The organism is Actinocrispum wychmicini (assembly GCF_004345645.1).
GTDB lineage: Bacteria > Actinomycetota > Actinomycetes > Mycobacteriales > Pseudonocardiaceae > Kibdelosporangium > Kibdelosporangium wychmicini.
Map to the genome: position 1 here is coordinate 632596 of NZ_SLWS01000007.1, position 14542 is coordinate 647137.

14 protein-coding genes are annotated in these 14542 nt (G+C 69.4%); 5 read left to right on the forward strand and 9 right to left on the reverse strand.

Annotated features, from left to right (window positions below; all coding sequences use genetic code 11):
• Window positions 1–21: 21 nt before the first annotated feature.
• The 4 genes from EV192_RS32765 to EV192_RS32775 are packed head-to-tail and all read right to left on the reverse strand — an operon-like array spanning window position 22 to window position 5792.
• The gene (locus tag EV192_RS32765) at window positions 22–2463 is read right to left on the reverse strand and encodes a CHAT domain-containing protein (protein WP_132122341.1); all 2442 of its coding nucleotides are present in this window, start codon (window positions 2461–2463) and stop codon (window positions 22–24) included.
• Window positions 2460–2942, reverse strand: coding sequence for a hypothetical protein (locus EV192_RS32770; RefSeq protein WP_132122343.1), 483 nt, complete (start codon window positions 2940–2942; stop codon window positions 2460–2462). The genes EV192_RS32765 and EV192_RS32770 overlap by 4 nt, the downstream gene beginning before the upstream one ends.
• Window positions 2939–3088 (reverse strand): hypothetical protein, encoded by a 150-nt coding sequence (locus EV192_RS54235; protein WP_165960744.1) that lies wholly within the window; start codon window positions 3086–3088, stop codon window positions 2939–2941. Before EV192_RS54235 ends, EV192_RS32770 begins: the two co-directional genes overlap by 4 nt.
• Window positions 3089–3143: 55 nt before the next feature.
• Entirely contained in the window at window positions 3144–5792 is a 2649-nt protein-coding gene (locus EV192_RS32775) for an ATP-binding protein (protein WP_132122345.1), read from the reverse strand.
• 68 nt (window positions 5793–5860) lie between these two features.
• Here EV192_RS32775 and EV192_RS32780 point away from each other — a divergent pair, with 68 nt between their 5' ends.
• Window positions 5861–6640 carry a class I SAM-dependent methyltransferase gene (locus EV192_RS32780; protein ID WP_132122347.1) on the forward strand — a complete coding sequence of 260 codons (780 nt, stop codon included), beginning with the start codon at window positions 5861–5863 and terminating at the stop codon, window positions 6638–6640.
• A gap of 304 nt (window positions 6641–6944) precedes the next feature.
• On the opposite strand, the gene EV192_RS32785 is transcribed toward EV192_RS32780, so the two are convergent.
• Window positions 6945–7313, reverse strand: a complete 369-nt coding sequence (locus EV192_RS32785; protein WP_132122349.1) for a hypothetical protein — start codon at window positions 7311–7313, stop codon at window positions 6945–6947.
• Window positions 7314–7433: 120 nt separating this feature from the next.
• Between EV192_RS32785 and EV192_RS32790 the strand changes: the two genes are divergently transcribed.
• The 3 genes from EV192_RS32790 to EV192_RS32800 are packed head-to-tail and all read left to right on the forward strand — an operon-like array spanning window position 7434 to window position 10422.
• Window positions 7434–8015: a TetR/AcrR family transcriptional regulator gene (locus EV192_RS32790; RefSeq protein ID WP_132122351.1), complete on the forward strand. Its 582-nt coding sequence runs from the start codon at window positions 7434–7436 to the stop codon at window positions 8013–8015.
• Window positions 8015–8923, forward strand: coding sequence for an alpha/beta hydrolase (locus EV192_RS32795; protein ID WP_132122353.1), 909 nt, complete (start codon window positions 8015–8017; stop codon window positions 8921–8923). The genes EV192_RS32790 and EV192_RS32795 overlap by 1 nt, the downstream gene beginning before the upstream one ends.
• Window positions 8920–10422, forward strand: a complete 1503-nt coding sequence (locus tag EV192_RS32800) for an FAD-dependent monooxygenase (RefSeq protein WP_132122355.1) — start codon at window positions 8920–8922, stop codon at window positions 10420–10422. The genes EV192_RS32795 and EV192_RS32800 overlap by 4 nt, the downstream gene beginning before the upstream one ends.
• Here EV192_RS32800 and EV192_RS32805 read toward each other — a convergent pair.
• From EV192_RS32805 to EV192_RS32820, 4 genes are read right to left on the reverse strand one after another with little or no spacing between them, the layout of a single operon-like run.
• Window positions 10409–10924 carry an SRPBCC family protein gene (locus EV192_RS32805; RefSeq protein WP_132122357.1) on the reverse strand — a complete coding sequence of 172 codons (516 nt, stop codon included), beginning with the start codon at window positions 10922–10924 and terminating at the stop codon, window positions 10409–10411. The genes EV192_RS32800 and EV192_RS32805 overlap by 14 nt on opposite strands.
• Window positions 10921–11283, reverse strand: coding sequence for a metalloregulator ArsR/SmtB family transcription factor (locus EV192_RS32810; protein ID WP_132122359.1), 363 nt, complete (start codon window positions 11281–11283; stop codon window positions 10921–10923). The genes EV192_RS32805 and EV192_RS32810 overlap by 4 nt, the downstream gene beginning before the upstream one ends.
• 21 nt (window positions 11284–11304) lie before the next feature.
• The gene (locus EV192_RS32815; RefSeq protein ID WP_132122361.1) at window positions 11305–12249 is read right to left on the reverse strand and encodes a GNAT family N-acetyltransferase; all 945 of its coding nucleotides are present in this window, start codon (window positions 12247–12249) and stop codon (window positions 11305–11307) included.
• A 53-nt stretch (window positions 12250–12302) separates the two neighbouring features.
• Complete coding sequence (locus EV192_RS32820) at window positions 12303–13748, reverse strand: MFS transporter (RefSeq protein ID WP_243727224.1); 1446 nt, start codon at window positions 13746–13748, stop codon at window positions 12303–12305.
• A gap of 52 nt (window positions 13749–13800) precedes the next feature.
• Here EV192_RS32820 and EV192_RS32825 point away from each other — a divergent pair, with 52 nt between their 5' ends.
• Complete coding sequence (locus EV192_RS32825) at window positions 13801–14523, forward strand: TetR/AcrR family transcriptional regulator (RefSeq protein WP_132122363.1); 723 nt, start codon at window positions 13801–13803, stop codon at window positions 14521–14523.
• Window positions 14524–14542: the final 19 nt, after the last annotated feature.

Consider the following 14542-nt stretch of genomic DNA (forward strand, 5'->3'; position numbering starts at 1 on the left):
GACCCCACTGGGGTCCGGCACTCAGATGGTGTCGACCTGCCAGGTTCCGGCTCCGAAGAGCACGAACCCGGCCCAGTCCCGGATCTCCGCGCCCGCCCGCATCCGACTGACGGCGGCGTGCCGCAGGGCCTCGGCCGGTCCCCGCGTCATCAACCACTGGTAGAACTCGGTGATCAGCAGGCGCGCCTGGGTGTCGTCGATGGCCCAGGCGGGTCCGACGATGTTGCGGGCGCCTGCGGCGAGCATCGCGGAGAGCAGTCCGTATGGCTCGTCGCCGGGACCGAACCGGTACACGCCGCCGTTGCAGATGCTCAGGACGACCAACTCGGCCGCGCTGAGGTCCATCACACGCAGTTCCTCGGCGTTGACGTGACCGTCGTGCCCGCCGCCTGGCGTGAGCAGGACGCGATGCATGTTCATCACGTTGGCCTGGGGGAACTCGCCGTGCGTCGCCAGGTGGACGATCCCCCGACCGGGTAGGTCCCGCCACAACGCCGTTTCGCTGGCGTTGCCTCCTTTGTGGACGACGATGTCCAGGCCGGTCAGGCCGGCCGCGATCGCGTCCACCTCGGTCTCGCTCTCGGGCAGCGGATCGAAGTCCTCGAGCACGGGATTGGCGAACCCGAGGAAACTGGCGGGCCGAGTCGCTGGTCGCCGGCGTAGCGCGGCCCAGACCGACGCACTCGGCACGACGACGGTCGCGACATCCTCGGCGAGGAACCGACCCTCCGGGGTTCGCAGCGCCGCGAACGGCACGGCATGCAGGATGCCGTGCGGGGCGATGTACAGCGTGTCATGTTCACTGATCTCGAAGCCGACCTCGACCAGCGGGGTGATGAGAATTCGATGCAGTTGCGCGAGACAGCGGGCCGCGGTTTCGTCACGGCCTTCCTGGATCGCGATTCGGGTGTTCAGGATCAGCTCACCGAATGGGCTGGAATCCACTGGTTGCTGGCCGTCGACCTGAACACGGCCGATGAACTGTTGTTGGTCTTCCGAAAAGAGCAGCGGCAGGTGAATCGGCAGCGCACCCTGCTTCGAGATCATCAGGATGAGGAGCGTGGCCGCGGGGTCGCGGGCGTCGTACGGGATGTGATAGCTGAGGACCGCCTCCCGGGGCCCCAGCGCGTCGATGACTTCGTCCAGGTCGGCGACTGGCGCGCTGTCGACGAATCCGGCATCGTGCCGCGCATAGAGGTCTTCCAGCTCGGTCAAGCCGTCCGGTTGGTGGGCCGATTGCCCGAGAGTACCGATCGGCAACCTGCTCACCAACCGAACCACGTCACCGACGGCGTCGTCCAGGGAGGGCGGCGCCGCCAGGTTCAACACCCGGGCCTCAAGGCTCGCGAGCCGGCTTCGCACCGCCGGATCCGGCGGGATCCGCCGCAGTCCCGCCATCTCGTCCAGGAGGGTCCGGGCCTTCATGATCTCGATCGCCCGGTGACTTCGGCCGACGTCCCGGCCGACGAGCCGGGAGAACTCGTCGGACACCAGCTCGCCGCTCAGGTCATCCAGTCGCTGGGCGGCCCACAGTCGGGCCGCCAGGGACCTCGGCCGCCGCCGGTACTCGTCGATGGCGTCCACGAACCGGTTCCGTACCTCGGTCAGGTCATCGCTGAGGCGGTACGCGGACCGCTCCCCCTTGTACAGGGCCGACATGGCGACCATGAACGTGTCCAGGTCGCCCTTTCGCTCGGCACGCTCGACAACGGACGTCAGCCTGGCCCGCCCGATGTCGGGACTCCCCCGCTCGTAGGACAGGCGAGCCAGGATCCGCGCGGAGTCATCCTGGCGTCCCTCGATGTTGGACGACTCCGTCCCGGGTGGCACGAAGGCCTCAACGGCAAGAGCGATCGCGCGGAGCGCCCGGTCCATCGCCGGCTGGGCGTCCGCGAACAAGATCGTCGTCGACGCCTCCTGCACGGTGGCGGTCACCAGCGAGATCAGGGCCAGGCTCTGGTTCTCGCTCGACGAGGCCTCCATCAACTCGAGCGCCTCGACGCAGTCCTGCGCGGCAACCAGGAGCCATTTACGGTAACCCTCCTGGTTGCGTGCCTGGTCACATGCCTGTGCGGCGAAGTAGGCGCTGTCGGCCGCGACGACCCGAGCCGCGAACATCAGGTCGGCGAGCCGCATCCGCCGGGCGGCGCCGGCCATCGCGAGTGCGGACAGCCGCGCGGTCTCGTGCTCCTCTTCGGTTTCAGCGAGCACCTTGTCGATCTCGGTGCGCTTGATTCCGGTGTACACCACGCGCGGCAAGTCCTGGATCTTCAGATACAGCGTCCCGGCGAACGTGAAAGCGGCTCTGGCCCGCCAGAGATCACCGGCGTCGAGGGCCGCGTATCCACTCAGCGCCACGTCGTTCGCGAACTCCAGCGACACCGACTCCATGGCGTCGATGTCCTCGTAAAGCCGTTTCGGGTCGGTGAGCGCCATGGACACGAACGCCTCGACGCTGGTCACAGAATCACCAGCACGGCCCAGGCCAGGGCGCCGACCGCCACCACCTGCCCGACAACCGCCGCGAGCAGCGCCCGCGCCTTCCAGTCGTTGCCTTTCTGCAGTACGGTCAACTGCTCAAGCCTGGTCGCTGTGACCTTCTTCAACGCGAATTCCCTGCCCTTGGGCCAATATCCCGGCAGCAGCTCTGCCAGCGCGTTCGGGTCGGTCAGGCGAACCCGCTGCGGTACGTACGTCGCGATACCGAGCAGCGCCGCCACCACGAACGCGATCACCGCGACCGAGAGCGGCGCCCTGGTCGTGTCGGGCAACACGAAGCCCTGCCGGTTGGGCACAAACGCACCCAACGCGACCAGCAACGTGACAAGTGTCCCCGACACAGTGATCACAGAAGCGCCGCGTGCCTCCAGCGTCTCGCGCCGCTTGTCCTCAACGGCGAGCAGATCCTTGACGAACTCCGGAAACACCGCGTCGTCGCTCACCTGTCGTCCCCCGGGACCTCCGGCTGGGACTCCTGGCCGCTCGGCCGTCGACCGCCACGGAGCCGGCGCTTCGACGGCAGTGGAACCCAGGCGTCGTCCACCTCAGGAGCCGGCTCTTCCTTCTCCACACTGTCGTTCTCCGACACGGACGGAGCTTAGCCGGTGACGTCGGCGCCGGTCGAGGTCGTGGGCGGCGAGGAGCTACCGGGGCGGGCCCTGGTGCTGGGTGCTCCAGGTGGCGATCTGGCTGCGGGACTGGAAGCCCAGGGTGGTCATGATGTTCTGGACGTGGCTCTCGGCGGTGCGTTCGGCGATGTGCAGGGCGGCCGCCAGCTGCTTGTTGGTGTATCCCTTGGCGACCAGCCCGGCCACTTCGACCTGCCGTGGCGTCAGCGGGTGGTCGGCCAGCCGGCTGTCCAATGCGGACACTTGGCCGGCGAGGAGGAGCATACCCAGCCGCTTGGCGGTGGCCGCCGCGGCTCGGACGTGCTGTCTCGCCTCGCCGCTGGCGCCTTTCTCGCACAACGCCCGCGCCAGCTCGTACCGCGACTGGGCCGCGTACGGCAACAGGCCGGCCTCGTCGTTGGCCGCCACAGCCGCGCGGAAGTGGTCGATCGCGGTGTCCCCTTCGGCGGTGAGTCCCAGGTAGTGGTGCGTGGAGCCGAGGGTGATCTGCAGGCCGGCGCCGGTGGTCACGTGCAGGTCGGCATGCGGCGAAAGCGCCTCGTAGTCCCGGCTGGCGGCGGCCTTGTCGCCGAGCGCCGCCGCGGTCGCGCCGTGTACCGCGGTGACCAGCAGGGCCATGTACTGCGGCAGTCGGATCGTCGTGGGAAAACGCTGATAGATATCGGCGGCCTCATCCGTGCGACCGAACGCGAGCAGCCATGGCGCGGTGTGCAGGAACTGGCTTGCCACGCCAAGGGGGTGGTCGGCCGGCGGCAGCTCCCAGCTGTCCGGGTCGACGTGGTCGCCGGTCAACCTGCTCAGCAGCATCGACTGCCCGGCCCAGAACACGCTCTGCGGCCTGAGCAGCCGGATCTCGTCGATCAGCCGGGCGGCGACGGTGAACCGTCCCCGCGCCACCGCGAGGGCGTTCCGGCTGCGCACCAGCTGCCACCGGACGCTGGGGTTGCCCAGCCGGGCGGCGACCGGCTCGACCATGGCGACCTCCGCGTCGGCGGCTGGGACCCGACCGGCCTGCACCATGGCGTCGAACCGCCACAGATGACCCCAGAACATCGCGTCGAGATCACCGGTGACCCGGCCAAGCGTCACCATTTCTGAACCGACGGACAGTCGCTCCAGGTGGCCGTGTGCAGCGGAATGGGCAAGTTGCTTCGCACGCAAGGCGATCCGCGTCGCGACCGTGTCGTCGAGGCGGCGAGCCATCGCGTAGGCCGCGTCACTCACGGCGATGATCCGCTCGGGGTCGTCCCGATGCACGAGGGTCAGCGCGTACTGGGCGAGCACCTGGGCGCGCAGCGAGCTGTCATCGGGCGGCAGGCCGTTGAGGGCTTGCTCGCACCATGCCTCGACCAGGGGCACCCAGGCCGGGTCGGACACCTCGGGCAGGGCCAGGGCCACCCGACCGAGGTGCTCGGCGTCGCCGGTGCGTTGGGCGAGTTGGGCAGCGGACACGCACCGCTGCTGCGCTCCGGCCGTGTCGCCCTGGAAGAAGTGCGACCGGCTCGCATCGATGAGCAAGGCGCAGCGTGCGGCCGATGGCAGGTCGTCGGGTGCCGCGGCGAGCGCGCGGTCGAACAGGCCGGCCGCGTTCTCGAAGGCCAGGTCCGCGAGCGCGGCGTGGCCTGCGGCCCGAGCGCTCGCGCACGCCAATGCCGCGTCGCCGAGCGGCAACGCCGCCAGCCGATGGCGGGCGATCTCCGCGAGCCGCGACTCGGGCAGGCACTCCGCGACCCGCAGATGGATCGCCGACCTGTCCGATATGGACAGATCGAGGCGCAGTGCCTCCTGGAACAGGTCGTGCTGGAACTCGCGTTCCGAGGTCAGCACGCCGGCTGCGACCGCGTGATCCACATGCGACAGTACAGTCCGGACGTCCGCATCGGTGATCATGGCCAGCGCGTCGACATCGATCACCGAACCCATCACCGCCGCGGTGGTCAACGTGCGGAGACAGTCCGCGTCGAGGACAGCGAGGTGCTGGTGGATGGCGTCCCGGATGACCTCGGGCAGCGGTTCGTCCGCGGCCAGCCGGCCGACCTCCAGGACGAACAGGGGGTTGCCCAGCGTGCGGGCGCGGACAGCCTCGGCGTCCGGCTGGTTGCCCAGCAACGCGCCGACCTCGGCGGTGGACAAGCCGGTCAGCCGCAGTTCGACGCCGTTGTCATGTCGCCCGACGAGGGCCCGTAGCCGGTTGCCGTGCGCCCGCGTCGCGAACTCGGCCGGGCGCAGCCCGCCGACGATCATCAACCGGCCGTCGTACTGGCCTCGGACCAGGTGTTCGAACAACGCAAGCGACCCGGCGTCGGCCCAGTGCAGGTCGTCCAGCACGATGAGAGTGGGCGTGGGCGTCGCCGCGAGCGACCGGCCGATCCGGTCGAACACCGCGAACCGCTGTTCGGCGCTGACCGGCGCGTCACCCGTGGCGAACTCAAGAACCTGGCGCCACAGCCAAAAGCCCGGCGCACCGTCCTCATCGGACGCCCGCCCGCGCCGGACTGTCCAGCCACGACTCCCGGCGGTCCGGCCCAGTTCGGTCATCAGACGGGTCTTGCCCATTCCGGGTTCGCCACTGACCAGGGCGAACCCGGTGCCGCCCCGGCCAGCCCGGTCCAGCAGGTCCATCAGCGCGGCGAACTCACCCGCCCGGCCCACGAACCTCGTCATCGTCTCAGTATCGCCGATCAGGGATTTCCACGGTGCCCACGTCGTCGGCGCCGCATACAACGACAGGCATGAACACCGTTGACTGGAGCATGGGCCGGTTCGAACAGATCGCCCCGCAACTGCTGCCCGCCGCCCGCGCCGCTCTCGACCTCATCGCCCTGAAACCCGGCACCCACCTCGTCGACATCGGATGCGGCACCGGCAACGCCGCCCTGCTCGCCGCCCAGGAACCCGGGGTCCTCGTCACCGGCGTGGACCCCGCGCCGCGACTACTGGAGATCGCCCGTCGCGGCGTCGAGCGGCTTGACGTCAAATTCGTGCAGGGCGACGCCGCGGCGATCCCCTTGCCGGACGCGAGCGCGGACGTGGTCATGTCGGTGTTCGGCGTGATCTTCGCCGCCGATCCAGTCGCCGCCGCGGCCGACATGGCCCGTGTCGCCACGTCGGACGGGCAGATCGTGTTCACCGCGTGGCTGCCGGGCGGCCTCATCAACGCGGTGTCCGGCGTGTTCATGGAAGCAGTGGCGAAGGCCACCGGCGGCCCGCCAGGCCCGATGTTCGCCTGGCACGACGAAGCCACTGTGCGCGAACTGTTGCGCCCCCACGGGTTCGACGTGCGACTGCACGAACGTGAACTGACGTTCACCGCGGCCTCGGTCGCCGACTACTGGCAGAACCAGGTACTCGATCACCCGTTCGCCCTCGCCTTCGGCCCCCTGCTGCGCCAGCACGACCTGCAAACCGACGCACAGGAACGGGCGATCGCCCTGCTCACGGAAGGCAACGAGAACCCGGCCGCCTTCCAGGCCACCGCCCGCTACGTCCTGGTCACAGCACGGCGCCAGTGACCAGCGGCGCCGATCTGGGACACTGCTTGTCAGTCGTCCGTGGTCGCGCGCAAGCGCAGACCGCGCCCGGGTTTCTTGGCCTTCATGGCTCGTTGCCGCCTCGCGGCTGTTCTTCGTTGTGTCGCGGGGTCTGGTGGGTCGGGGGGTTTCGGAGGCTGTGGCGGGGGCGGCTGCTCATCCGGTTCCTTGTCTGACGCTGTGGCTTGGGGCGGTCCCGGGTCGCGCTGGAACCAACTGGCGCAGGCCGCCACGAACACTCCCAGCCCGACACCACCGATGACGAGATAGATGAGCTGGTCAGTGCTCATCGGACACCTCGGCCAGCCGCGTCGGTCACTCGCACGCTCACGCTCATCCGTGCGGCGAAGATCAGCAGCCCGACCGCACCCAGCAGGCAGCCGAGCACCGCCACACCGGGCACAGCCGCCTTGATCTCTTGCTTGAGCAGGGCGACCACCACCGTGACGAGGAACCCGATCGCGCTGGTCGCGGCGCCTTTGGCCAGCGCGGCGACCCGGTCCCGCTCCCAGACCACGTACTCCAGCGCGAACGTGTCCGGCCAGACCGGTCGTCCGACCCGGCGCCACCCCCACGACGACAGCGCCGCCCCCGCCGCCAGCGAGACGATCAACGTGAGCCACTGGGCCCACCCTTGCGGCCACAACCCGATCACCGTAGCGACACCTTTCCACGACCCGTGTTGTGTCTCATCGCGAGCGACGCCCAAACGTTGCGCCGCCGTCGAGCTCGGGCTATGTTGTGTACGATACCGTATCGTACACTTCGAGGTGACATGGTCCGAGGAACCGAACGCGAGCAGGCCATCCTGGCCGCGACGCTCGAACTGCTCGGCGAGGTCGGCTACGCGGCGATGACCATCGACGCGGTGGCCGCGCGGGCACACGCCAGCAAAACCACGATCTACCGCCGCTGGAGCGGCAAGCCCGAACTGGTCAAGGCGGCCCTGGACCACCTTGACGCCGATGAGGTGGCCGACCCGCCCGACACCGGCACACTGCGCGGCGATCTCCTGGCCGCGCTGCGCGCGTCCTGCGCGCGGATCGACGACCGGTACGTGGTCCTCATGACCGGCCTGATCCACGCGATGCGGCTGGAGCCCGACCTCGCCGACGCCCTGCGCGCCCATGTGGACAACGAGGACTTGTCACCCTTCCAGGTGATCGTCGTGCGGGCCGCCGTCCGCGGCGAACTGCCCGCCGACACCGACTCACGGCCGGCCCACCACGTGGCCGAAGGTCAGATCCTGCGGCACATGCTGCTCGGCCGACCACTCGACGCCGACTTCCTGACGACCTTGGTCGACACACTCCTGCTCCCGCTGTTGACCCACCACTTCCCCTCGGAGCCAACCTGATGCCCAGCATCCGAGCACGCCTGCTGGCCGCCGCCGTCGCGGCACTGCGTGTGCAGAAAATGTTCGACGGTCCTGAACGGATCCGCCGCTCCGTCGCCGGCGACCGCCGCAAAGGCCCCGCCGCCCCCTCAGCGAAGGTCCGCGAGCGCTTTTCCGTGCGAGAGGAGGAGTTCAGCAGCTGCCGTGTGTACACAGTGGCCCCACGCGACGGCGACTCCCCCGCACGGCGGGTGCTCTACCTGCACGGCGGCGGCTGGACGATGTCGATCACCGAGCCGCACTGGGGCCTGATCGCCAAGCTGGCGCGGCGCCTGGACTGCGCGGTCACCGTGCCGCTGTTCCCGCTGGCACCCGAGCACACCGCCCGCGACACCTTCGCCATGCTGCTGCCCTTCTACGCCGACCTGGCCGCCCAGGGCGAGTTGACGGTGATGGGCGACTCCTCCGGCGGCAACCTGGCGCTCTCGCTCGCTATGCAGGCTCGGTCGGCCGGCATGCCCCAGCCCGCGCGGATCGTGCTGCTGTCCCCCGCCCCGGACGCCACGTTCAGCAATCCCGAGCTCGCCCGACTGGACCACCGCGACCCCATCCTGCCCGCCCGCGGCCTGCCGGAGTTGGGCCGCGTCTACGCCGGCGACCTCGACGTGCGCGACCCGGTGGTCAGCCCCCTGTTCGGGATGCTGACCGGCCTCCCGCCGACCGCGATCTTCACCGGCACCCGGGACATCCTCAACGCCGACGCCCACCGGCTGCGCGAAAAGGCCACCCGGGCAGGGGTTCCGGTGGCCTGGCACGAGTATCCCGACATGCTGCACGTCTGGCCCCTGTTCCCGATCCCCGAGGCCACGCACGCCCTGGAACAGATCGCGGCGTTCATCACCACGGCACCGACGACGTCCCACTCATGACAAGGAAGAAATCCACTATGGACCCGGTCCTGATCGTCGGCGCCGGCCCGAGCGGCCTTACCCTGGCCTGTGAGCTGGCCCGCCGGGGTGTCGCGTGCCGCGTCGTGGAGAAGGCGCCGCACCTGTTCGCCAGCTCCCGTGGCAAGGGCCTGCAACCGCGCACGCTGGAGGTCTTCGACGACCTCGGCGTGATCGACGAGGTGCTGGACGCCGGCATGCCGTTCCCGTCGTTCCGGCTCTACGCCGGCCGCGAGATCGTCTGGGAGCGGACGCTGCAGCAGATGCTGGGTGTCGGCGCGATCGAGCACCGAGCTGACGCGCCGTACCCGTTGCCGTGGCTGCTGCCGCAATGGCGTACCGACGAGATCCTCTTGGCACGATTGCGCGCGCTCGGCGGTGACGTCGAGTTCCAGACCGAGCTCGTGGCGTTGCGCCCCGACGCTGACGGCGTCACCGCCACGGTCTCCCGTGACGGTGACGTGTCCGAGATCCGCGCGGCCTACCTGGTGGGCACGGACGGCGGGCGCAGCACGGTCCGCAAGAGCATCGGCGTCGGCTTCGAGGGTGAGACCTTCGAGAGCGAACGGACCCTGCTCGGCGACGTGCGGGTGGACGGCCTGGACGGCGTTTACTGCCACATGCTGACCCGGGACGGCGACGTCGGCAACCGGTTCTCGTTCTGGAACCTGCCGTGCACACCGTATTTCCAGTTCGTGGTGACCATGCCGACCGAGCAGGTTCCGGAGCTTTCCCTTGACGGGCTGCGCGGCCTGCTCCTGGAACGCACCGGGCGCACCGACATCCGGCTGCACGACCTGCGCTCGATCTCGCTCTACCGCGTGAACGCGCGGATGACACAACAGTTTCGGGTAGGCCGGGTACTACTCGCGGGTGACGCGGCGCACGTGCACTCCTCGGCCGGTGGCCAGGGTCTCAACCTCAGCGTTCAGGACGCGTACAACCTCGGCTGGAAACTCGCCGGAGTGCTCGACGGCGCGCCCAACGCGTTGCTCGACACCTACGAAGCCGAACGATTCCCTGTGGCCGCAGACGTTCTCGGCCTGAGCACCGCGTTGGCCGAGCGTAACTTCGCACCACCATCCAACACCGGCACGAGCCCAGCGATCACCCAACTCGGTATCGGGTACCGCGGCGGCCCACTCGCCGCGGAGAACCGAGCCACGCCGGGCCTGCTCCAGGCAGGCGACCGTGCGCCCGACGGTCCCGTGCACGGTCCAGACGGCGCTCGACTGTTCGACGTCTTCCGCGGCACCCACTTCACCCTGCTTGGGTTCGGTGTGGACGTGGCCGAGTTCGAGCGCCGCCGCCCAGGAGTGGTCCGGGCTCGGACAGTGGGACAGCACGACGGTCAGGTGCGGACCACCTACGACGCGGCCGACGGCGCGCTCTTCCTGATCCGCCCCGACGGCTATGTCGGGGCGGTATCGCAGACACCCGCGGCGATCGAGGACTACCTGTGCCGCGTCACCGGTCGCTGAGGTCAGTTCGAGCGGCGAGTTCGTCGTAGTACGGCTTCATGGCGGGGTAGTACTCGTCGAAGTCCCGCTGCGGCGAACCGTCGCGCGCGGCGACGAGCAGGTCCATGTAGTACTCCCACCCCGGGCCGACCTCGCCGATCTTGTCCACGGTGTCCAGGTGGTTGACGAGCCGAAGTTCGGTCAGGCCCTGCTGTTCCGACAGCAACAGTTCCATCCGCCACGCGCCGGCCTCGTCGGACGAGGAGACCGCCAGGCGCCGCGGCGGTTCGCACGCGTCGATGCGGAGTTCGAACCAGGGTGACTGCTCCTCGAACACCATCTGGACCTTGATCGTCCGGCCGGGCGCGGCATCGCCCTCCCAGGGACCGAACCAGCGGGCGGTGCGTTCGGGTTCGGTGACGCTGGCCCACACGTCCGTGATCGGCGCGCGGAACGTGCGGGGCAGCACCAGGTCACTTCCGACAGCGGTGCGGAACAGTTGGCCGGTGGGCACGAGACTCATGCCGTGTTTTCCTCTCCGTGTTCAGTGGCGTCGCGGGTGACGCGTTCGCGACGAGTGCGGTGGACTTCGGTCTCCAACGCGTCAAGGCGTTGCTGCCAACCAGAAGGCCGGACGAACTGGGCCAGCCACTCGATGAGCTCGGCGAACCGGTGCGCGTCAAGCGCGTAGAACCGTTGCCTGCCAACGAGTTCGTCGTACACCAGGCCGCTGTCCCGCAGCACGCGCAGATGACGGGACACGGCCGGCCGGCTGATCGCGAAGCCCGCGGCGATCTCCCCCGCCGAGAGCCGCCTGTGTCGCAGCATCACGAGGATGTCCCGACGCACCGGGTCCGCTATCGCCCCAGCGATCTGATCCACCCAAGAAGCGTAACCGATGGGTTACGCGTTAGCAAGACCCGAGGTCCTGATGAGCGGCACGTCCCGCGACAACTCCCGGAATCCGACGCTGTAGTACAGCCCGCGCGCCGCGGGATGTCCCGGCCCGCCCAGGCAGGCGACCGTCACGTGAGTGGCCCCGGCTGCCCGCGCCTGACGCATCCCGTGCAGGAGCATCGCCCTGCCCAGTCCCAGCCGCCGGTAGCCCGGATGCGTCCCGACCGGCTCGAACTCGGCGGTCTTGTTCGCTTCGTCGAGCCACATGATCGTCGAGGACGCCATCGTCCCGTCCGGCGCTTCCACCAGGATGTGCAGGTCGCCGCGATACGTCGCGCTCTGCCGGACGCCCTGGTAGCCCTCGGCCGTGTACGTCGACGGGGCCCAGGCGTCCAGGTGGGCCTGGACCGCGGCCGCCGGCCCGGCTTCGTCGGCGGTGCGGAACCGGAATCCGGCCGGCAGTACCGGCTGTTCCACGTCGGTGAGGTCCCGCTCGTTGAGCTGGGTCCATGATCCGGCCGGGTCGGTCTGATAACCGTGCGCCGCCCAGCGCTTCAGGGCGAACTCATCGGCGGCGCCTGGCGACACCGTGCGCTCGATGTCCCCCGCTGTGGCGGCGTACCAGTCGATCACGTCGTCGACCAGCTCGGCGTGGTCGGGATGGACCTGATACGCCAGATAGGCGCCGGTGACGTCCCGCACCGACCCGTCGCTCCGCCGCATCTGGTGTGGCAGATAGACCCAGCCCCACGCCACCAGATCCGCACCGGCGAACCACAGCCGACGCCGCCAGGTCTCGCCGGCGCCGGCGTGCCCCTTGCCCCAGTTCCAGGCCAGCTCGCCGAACGACGCGTCGCTGTTCACCAGGTCCAGGCGCACGGCGGTGACGCGCTGCGCCAGACCCTGCATGAGCTGCACGTCCGCGACGGTCACAAGCTCGACGTTCGTCATAGCGTGTGACTGTGTCAGCACGCCGCGACGCAGTCGAACCGTTTCCCCCGTGGCTAGTGCGGGGCTTGCTGTGAGTGCTTGGGCAGGAGCCTGACCAGCAGCAGCGCCAGGACGAAGACGCCGGCGCAGATGCCGAACACCAGCTCGGCGGCGGCGAAGTAGGACGGGTTGGCGGGCCCGCCGACGCGGGCGAAGAACACGGTGCCGAGCGCGGCGACGCCGATGGCGCCGGCGAACTGTTGGGCGGCGTTGAGGACGCCCGCTCCGGTACCGACTTCTTCGGTGGTGGCGTCGCCGAGGATGAAGTCGAACAGGGGGATGAACAGCAGGCCGGAACCGAGGCCGGTGACGAGCAGGGCGGGCGCCAGTTTCCACAGGGTGATGGCGTCACCCCAGTGTGCGGTGGACCACCAGAGGCCGAGCAGGCCGACGACGGAGATGGCCAGCCCCAGTGACAGGTTGAGGCGGCCGAGTTTCTCGGCGAGCACCGCTCCGGACAGCAGGGTGGCGACCGCGGTGCCCACCGCCCAGGGAATCAGCGCGAAGCCGGTGTGCAGCGGCGTCCAGCCCATGCCTGACTGCAGCAGCAGGTTGATGACCAGGACGAACGCGCTGAGCGCGGCGTAGAACCCGCCGACGATCAGCAGGCCGACCACGAAGCTGCGTTTGCCGAACAGCGACGGGGTGATGACCGGGTGGCCACTGTGGCGTTCGGACACGACGAACAGCCCGAAGGCCACCAGTCCGGCGGCGATCATCGCGTAGGTCCACGCCGGCCAGCCCAGGTCGCGGCCCTGGATGAGCGGCACGATCAACAGCGCCGAACCGGCCGTCAGCAGGCCCACGCCACGCAAGTCGAGGCGGGCGCGGCGGTCCTCGCCACCGTGCCGGGGCAGCACGCTCCAGCCGAGGGCGGCGGCCAGGACGCCGATCGGGACGTTGATCAGGAAGATCGAGCGCCACTGGCTGCCGAACAGGTCAAGGTGCAGCAGCCACCCGGCCAGGATCGGCCCGGCCACCGTGGCCAGCCCCATGATCGGGCCGAACGGCATCAGCGCCTTGCGCAGGTGCTCCGGCCGGAAGACGATCTTCACCAGGGCCAGGCCCTGCGGGATCATCACGGACCCGAACAGGCCCTGGAACACGCGGGCGACGATCAGGAACCGGGCGCCGGGCGCGAGGCCGCAGGCCAGTGACGCGAGGGTGAAGCCGGCCATGCCGAGCAGGAACAGCCGGCGGCGGCCGAGCAGGTCGCCTAGCCGGCCGGAGGTGACCAGGCCGAGCGCGAAGGCCGCGGTGTAGGCGGACAGCACCCACTGCAGGGTCATCGGCCCGCCGCCGAGGTCGGCGCGGATCGAGGGGCCGGCGAGGTTGGCGACGCTGGTGTCGATCAGGTCCATCAGTTCGGCGATGACCACGACCACCAGGACCAGCCACGCCCGGCCGAGCGGAAGCGGAGTCGGGCGAGCCGACTCCAACGAACTTAGTTCAGTACTCACGAACTAAGTTCTAGATGACGAACTTAGTTCGTGTCAAGCTATAGTGACCGACATGCCCACCGACCCCGAACAGCGCCGCGCGGCCCGGCACGCACAGCCCCACCCGGACCCCGCGCCGCCGGCGCAGCGCAAGACACCGATCACGACCGACCGGGTCACCGACGCCGCGTTGCAGGTCATCGCCACCGAGGGCTACGACGCGCTGACCATCCGCCGGGTCGCCGCCGTGCTCGGCACCGGGCCGTCCTCGCTGTACGCGCACATCCTCAACAAGGACGACCTCGACGATCTGATCATCGGCCGGCTCTGCGCCGAGATCGAACTGCCCGAGCCCGACCCGGCCAGGTGGCGGGAGCAGATCCTCGGCGTGTACGCCCAGATGCGCGACCTGTACCTGAAATACCCCGGTGTCTCCCGCGCCGCCCTGGCCATGGTCCCCACCCACCTCGAAACACTGCGGGTCGGTGAGGGAATCCTGGCGATCCTGCTGGCCGGCGGCATCGAACCGCAGGCCGCCGCGTGGGCACGCGACGCGCTCACCCTCTACGTCAACGCCTACGTCCTGGAACGCTCACTCGTTCGACAACGGCAGCAACACCCCGACCACAGCTGGGTGCTCAGCCGTGAAGAACTCGTCGACCGGTTCAGCGCCCTGCCCGCCGACCGCTTTCCGTACACCCGACGCTATGCGGCCGAACTGACCGCCGGCAGCGGACACGACCGGTTCGACTTCACCCTCACCCTGATCGTCGACAACCTCACGGCGTCTCCTTGACCACGTCGTACACGAGGTG

What these genes read in the sequence shown, in the direction of transcription:
- EV192_RS32775 (WP_132122345.1), bottom strand. Translation starts at nt 5,792, where the DNA reads ATGACGAGGTTCGTGGGCCGGGCGGGTGAGTTCGCCGCGCTGATGGAC.
- EV192_RS32780 (WP_132122347.1), top strand. Translation starts at nt 5,861, where the DNA reads ATGAACACCGTTGACTGGAGCATGGGCCGGTTCGAACAGATCGCCCCG.
- EV192_RS32790 (WP_132122351.1), top strand. Translation starts at nt 7,434, where the DNA reads ATGGTCCGAGGAACCGAACGCGAGCAGGCCATCCTGGCCGCGACGCTC.
- EV192_RS32795 (WP_132122353.1), top strand. Translation starts at nt 8,015, where the DNA reads ATGCCCAGCATCCGAGCACGCCTGCTGGCCGCCGCCGTCGCGGCACTG.
- EV192_RS32800 (WP_132122355.1), top strand. Translation starts at nt 8,920, where the DNA reads ATGACAAGGAAGAAATCCACTATGGACCCGGTCCTGATCGTCGGCGCC.
- EV192_RS32805 (WP_132122357.1), bottom strand. Translation starts at nt 10,924, where the DNA reads ATGAGTCTCGTGCCCACCGGCCAACTGTTCCGCACCGCTGTCGGAAGT.
- EV192_RS32815 (WP_132122361.1), bottom strand. Translation starts at nt 12,249, where the DNA reads ATGACGAACGTCGAGCTTGTGACCGTCGCGGACGTGCAGCTCATGCAG.
- EV192_RS32825 (WP_132122363.1), top strand. Translation starts at nt 13,801, where the DNA reads ATGCCCACCGACCCCGAACAGCGCCGCGCGGCCCGGCACGCACAGCCC.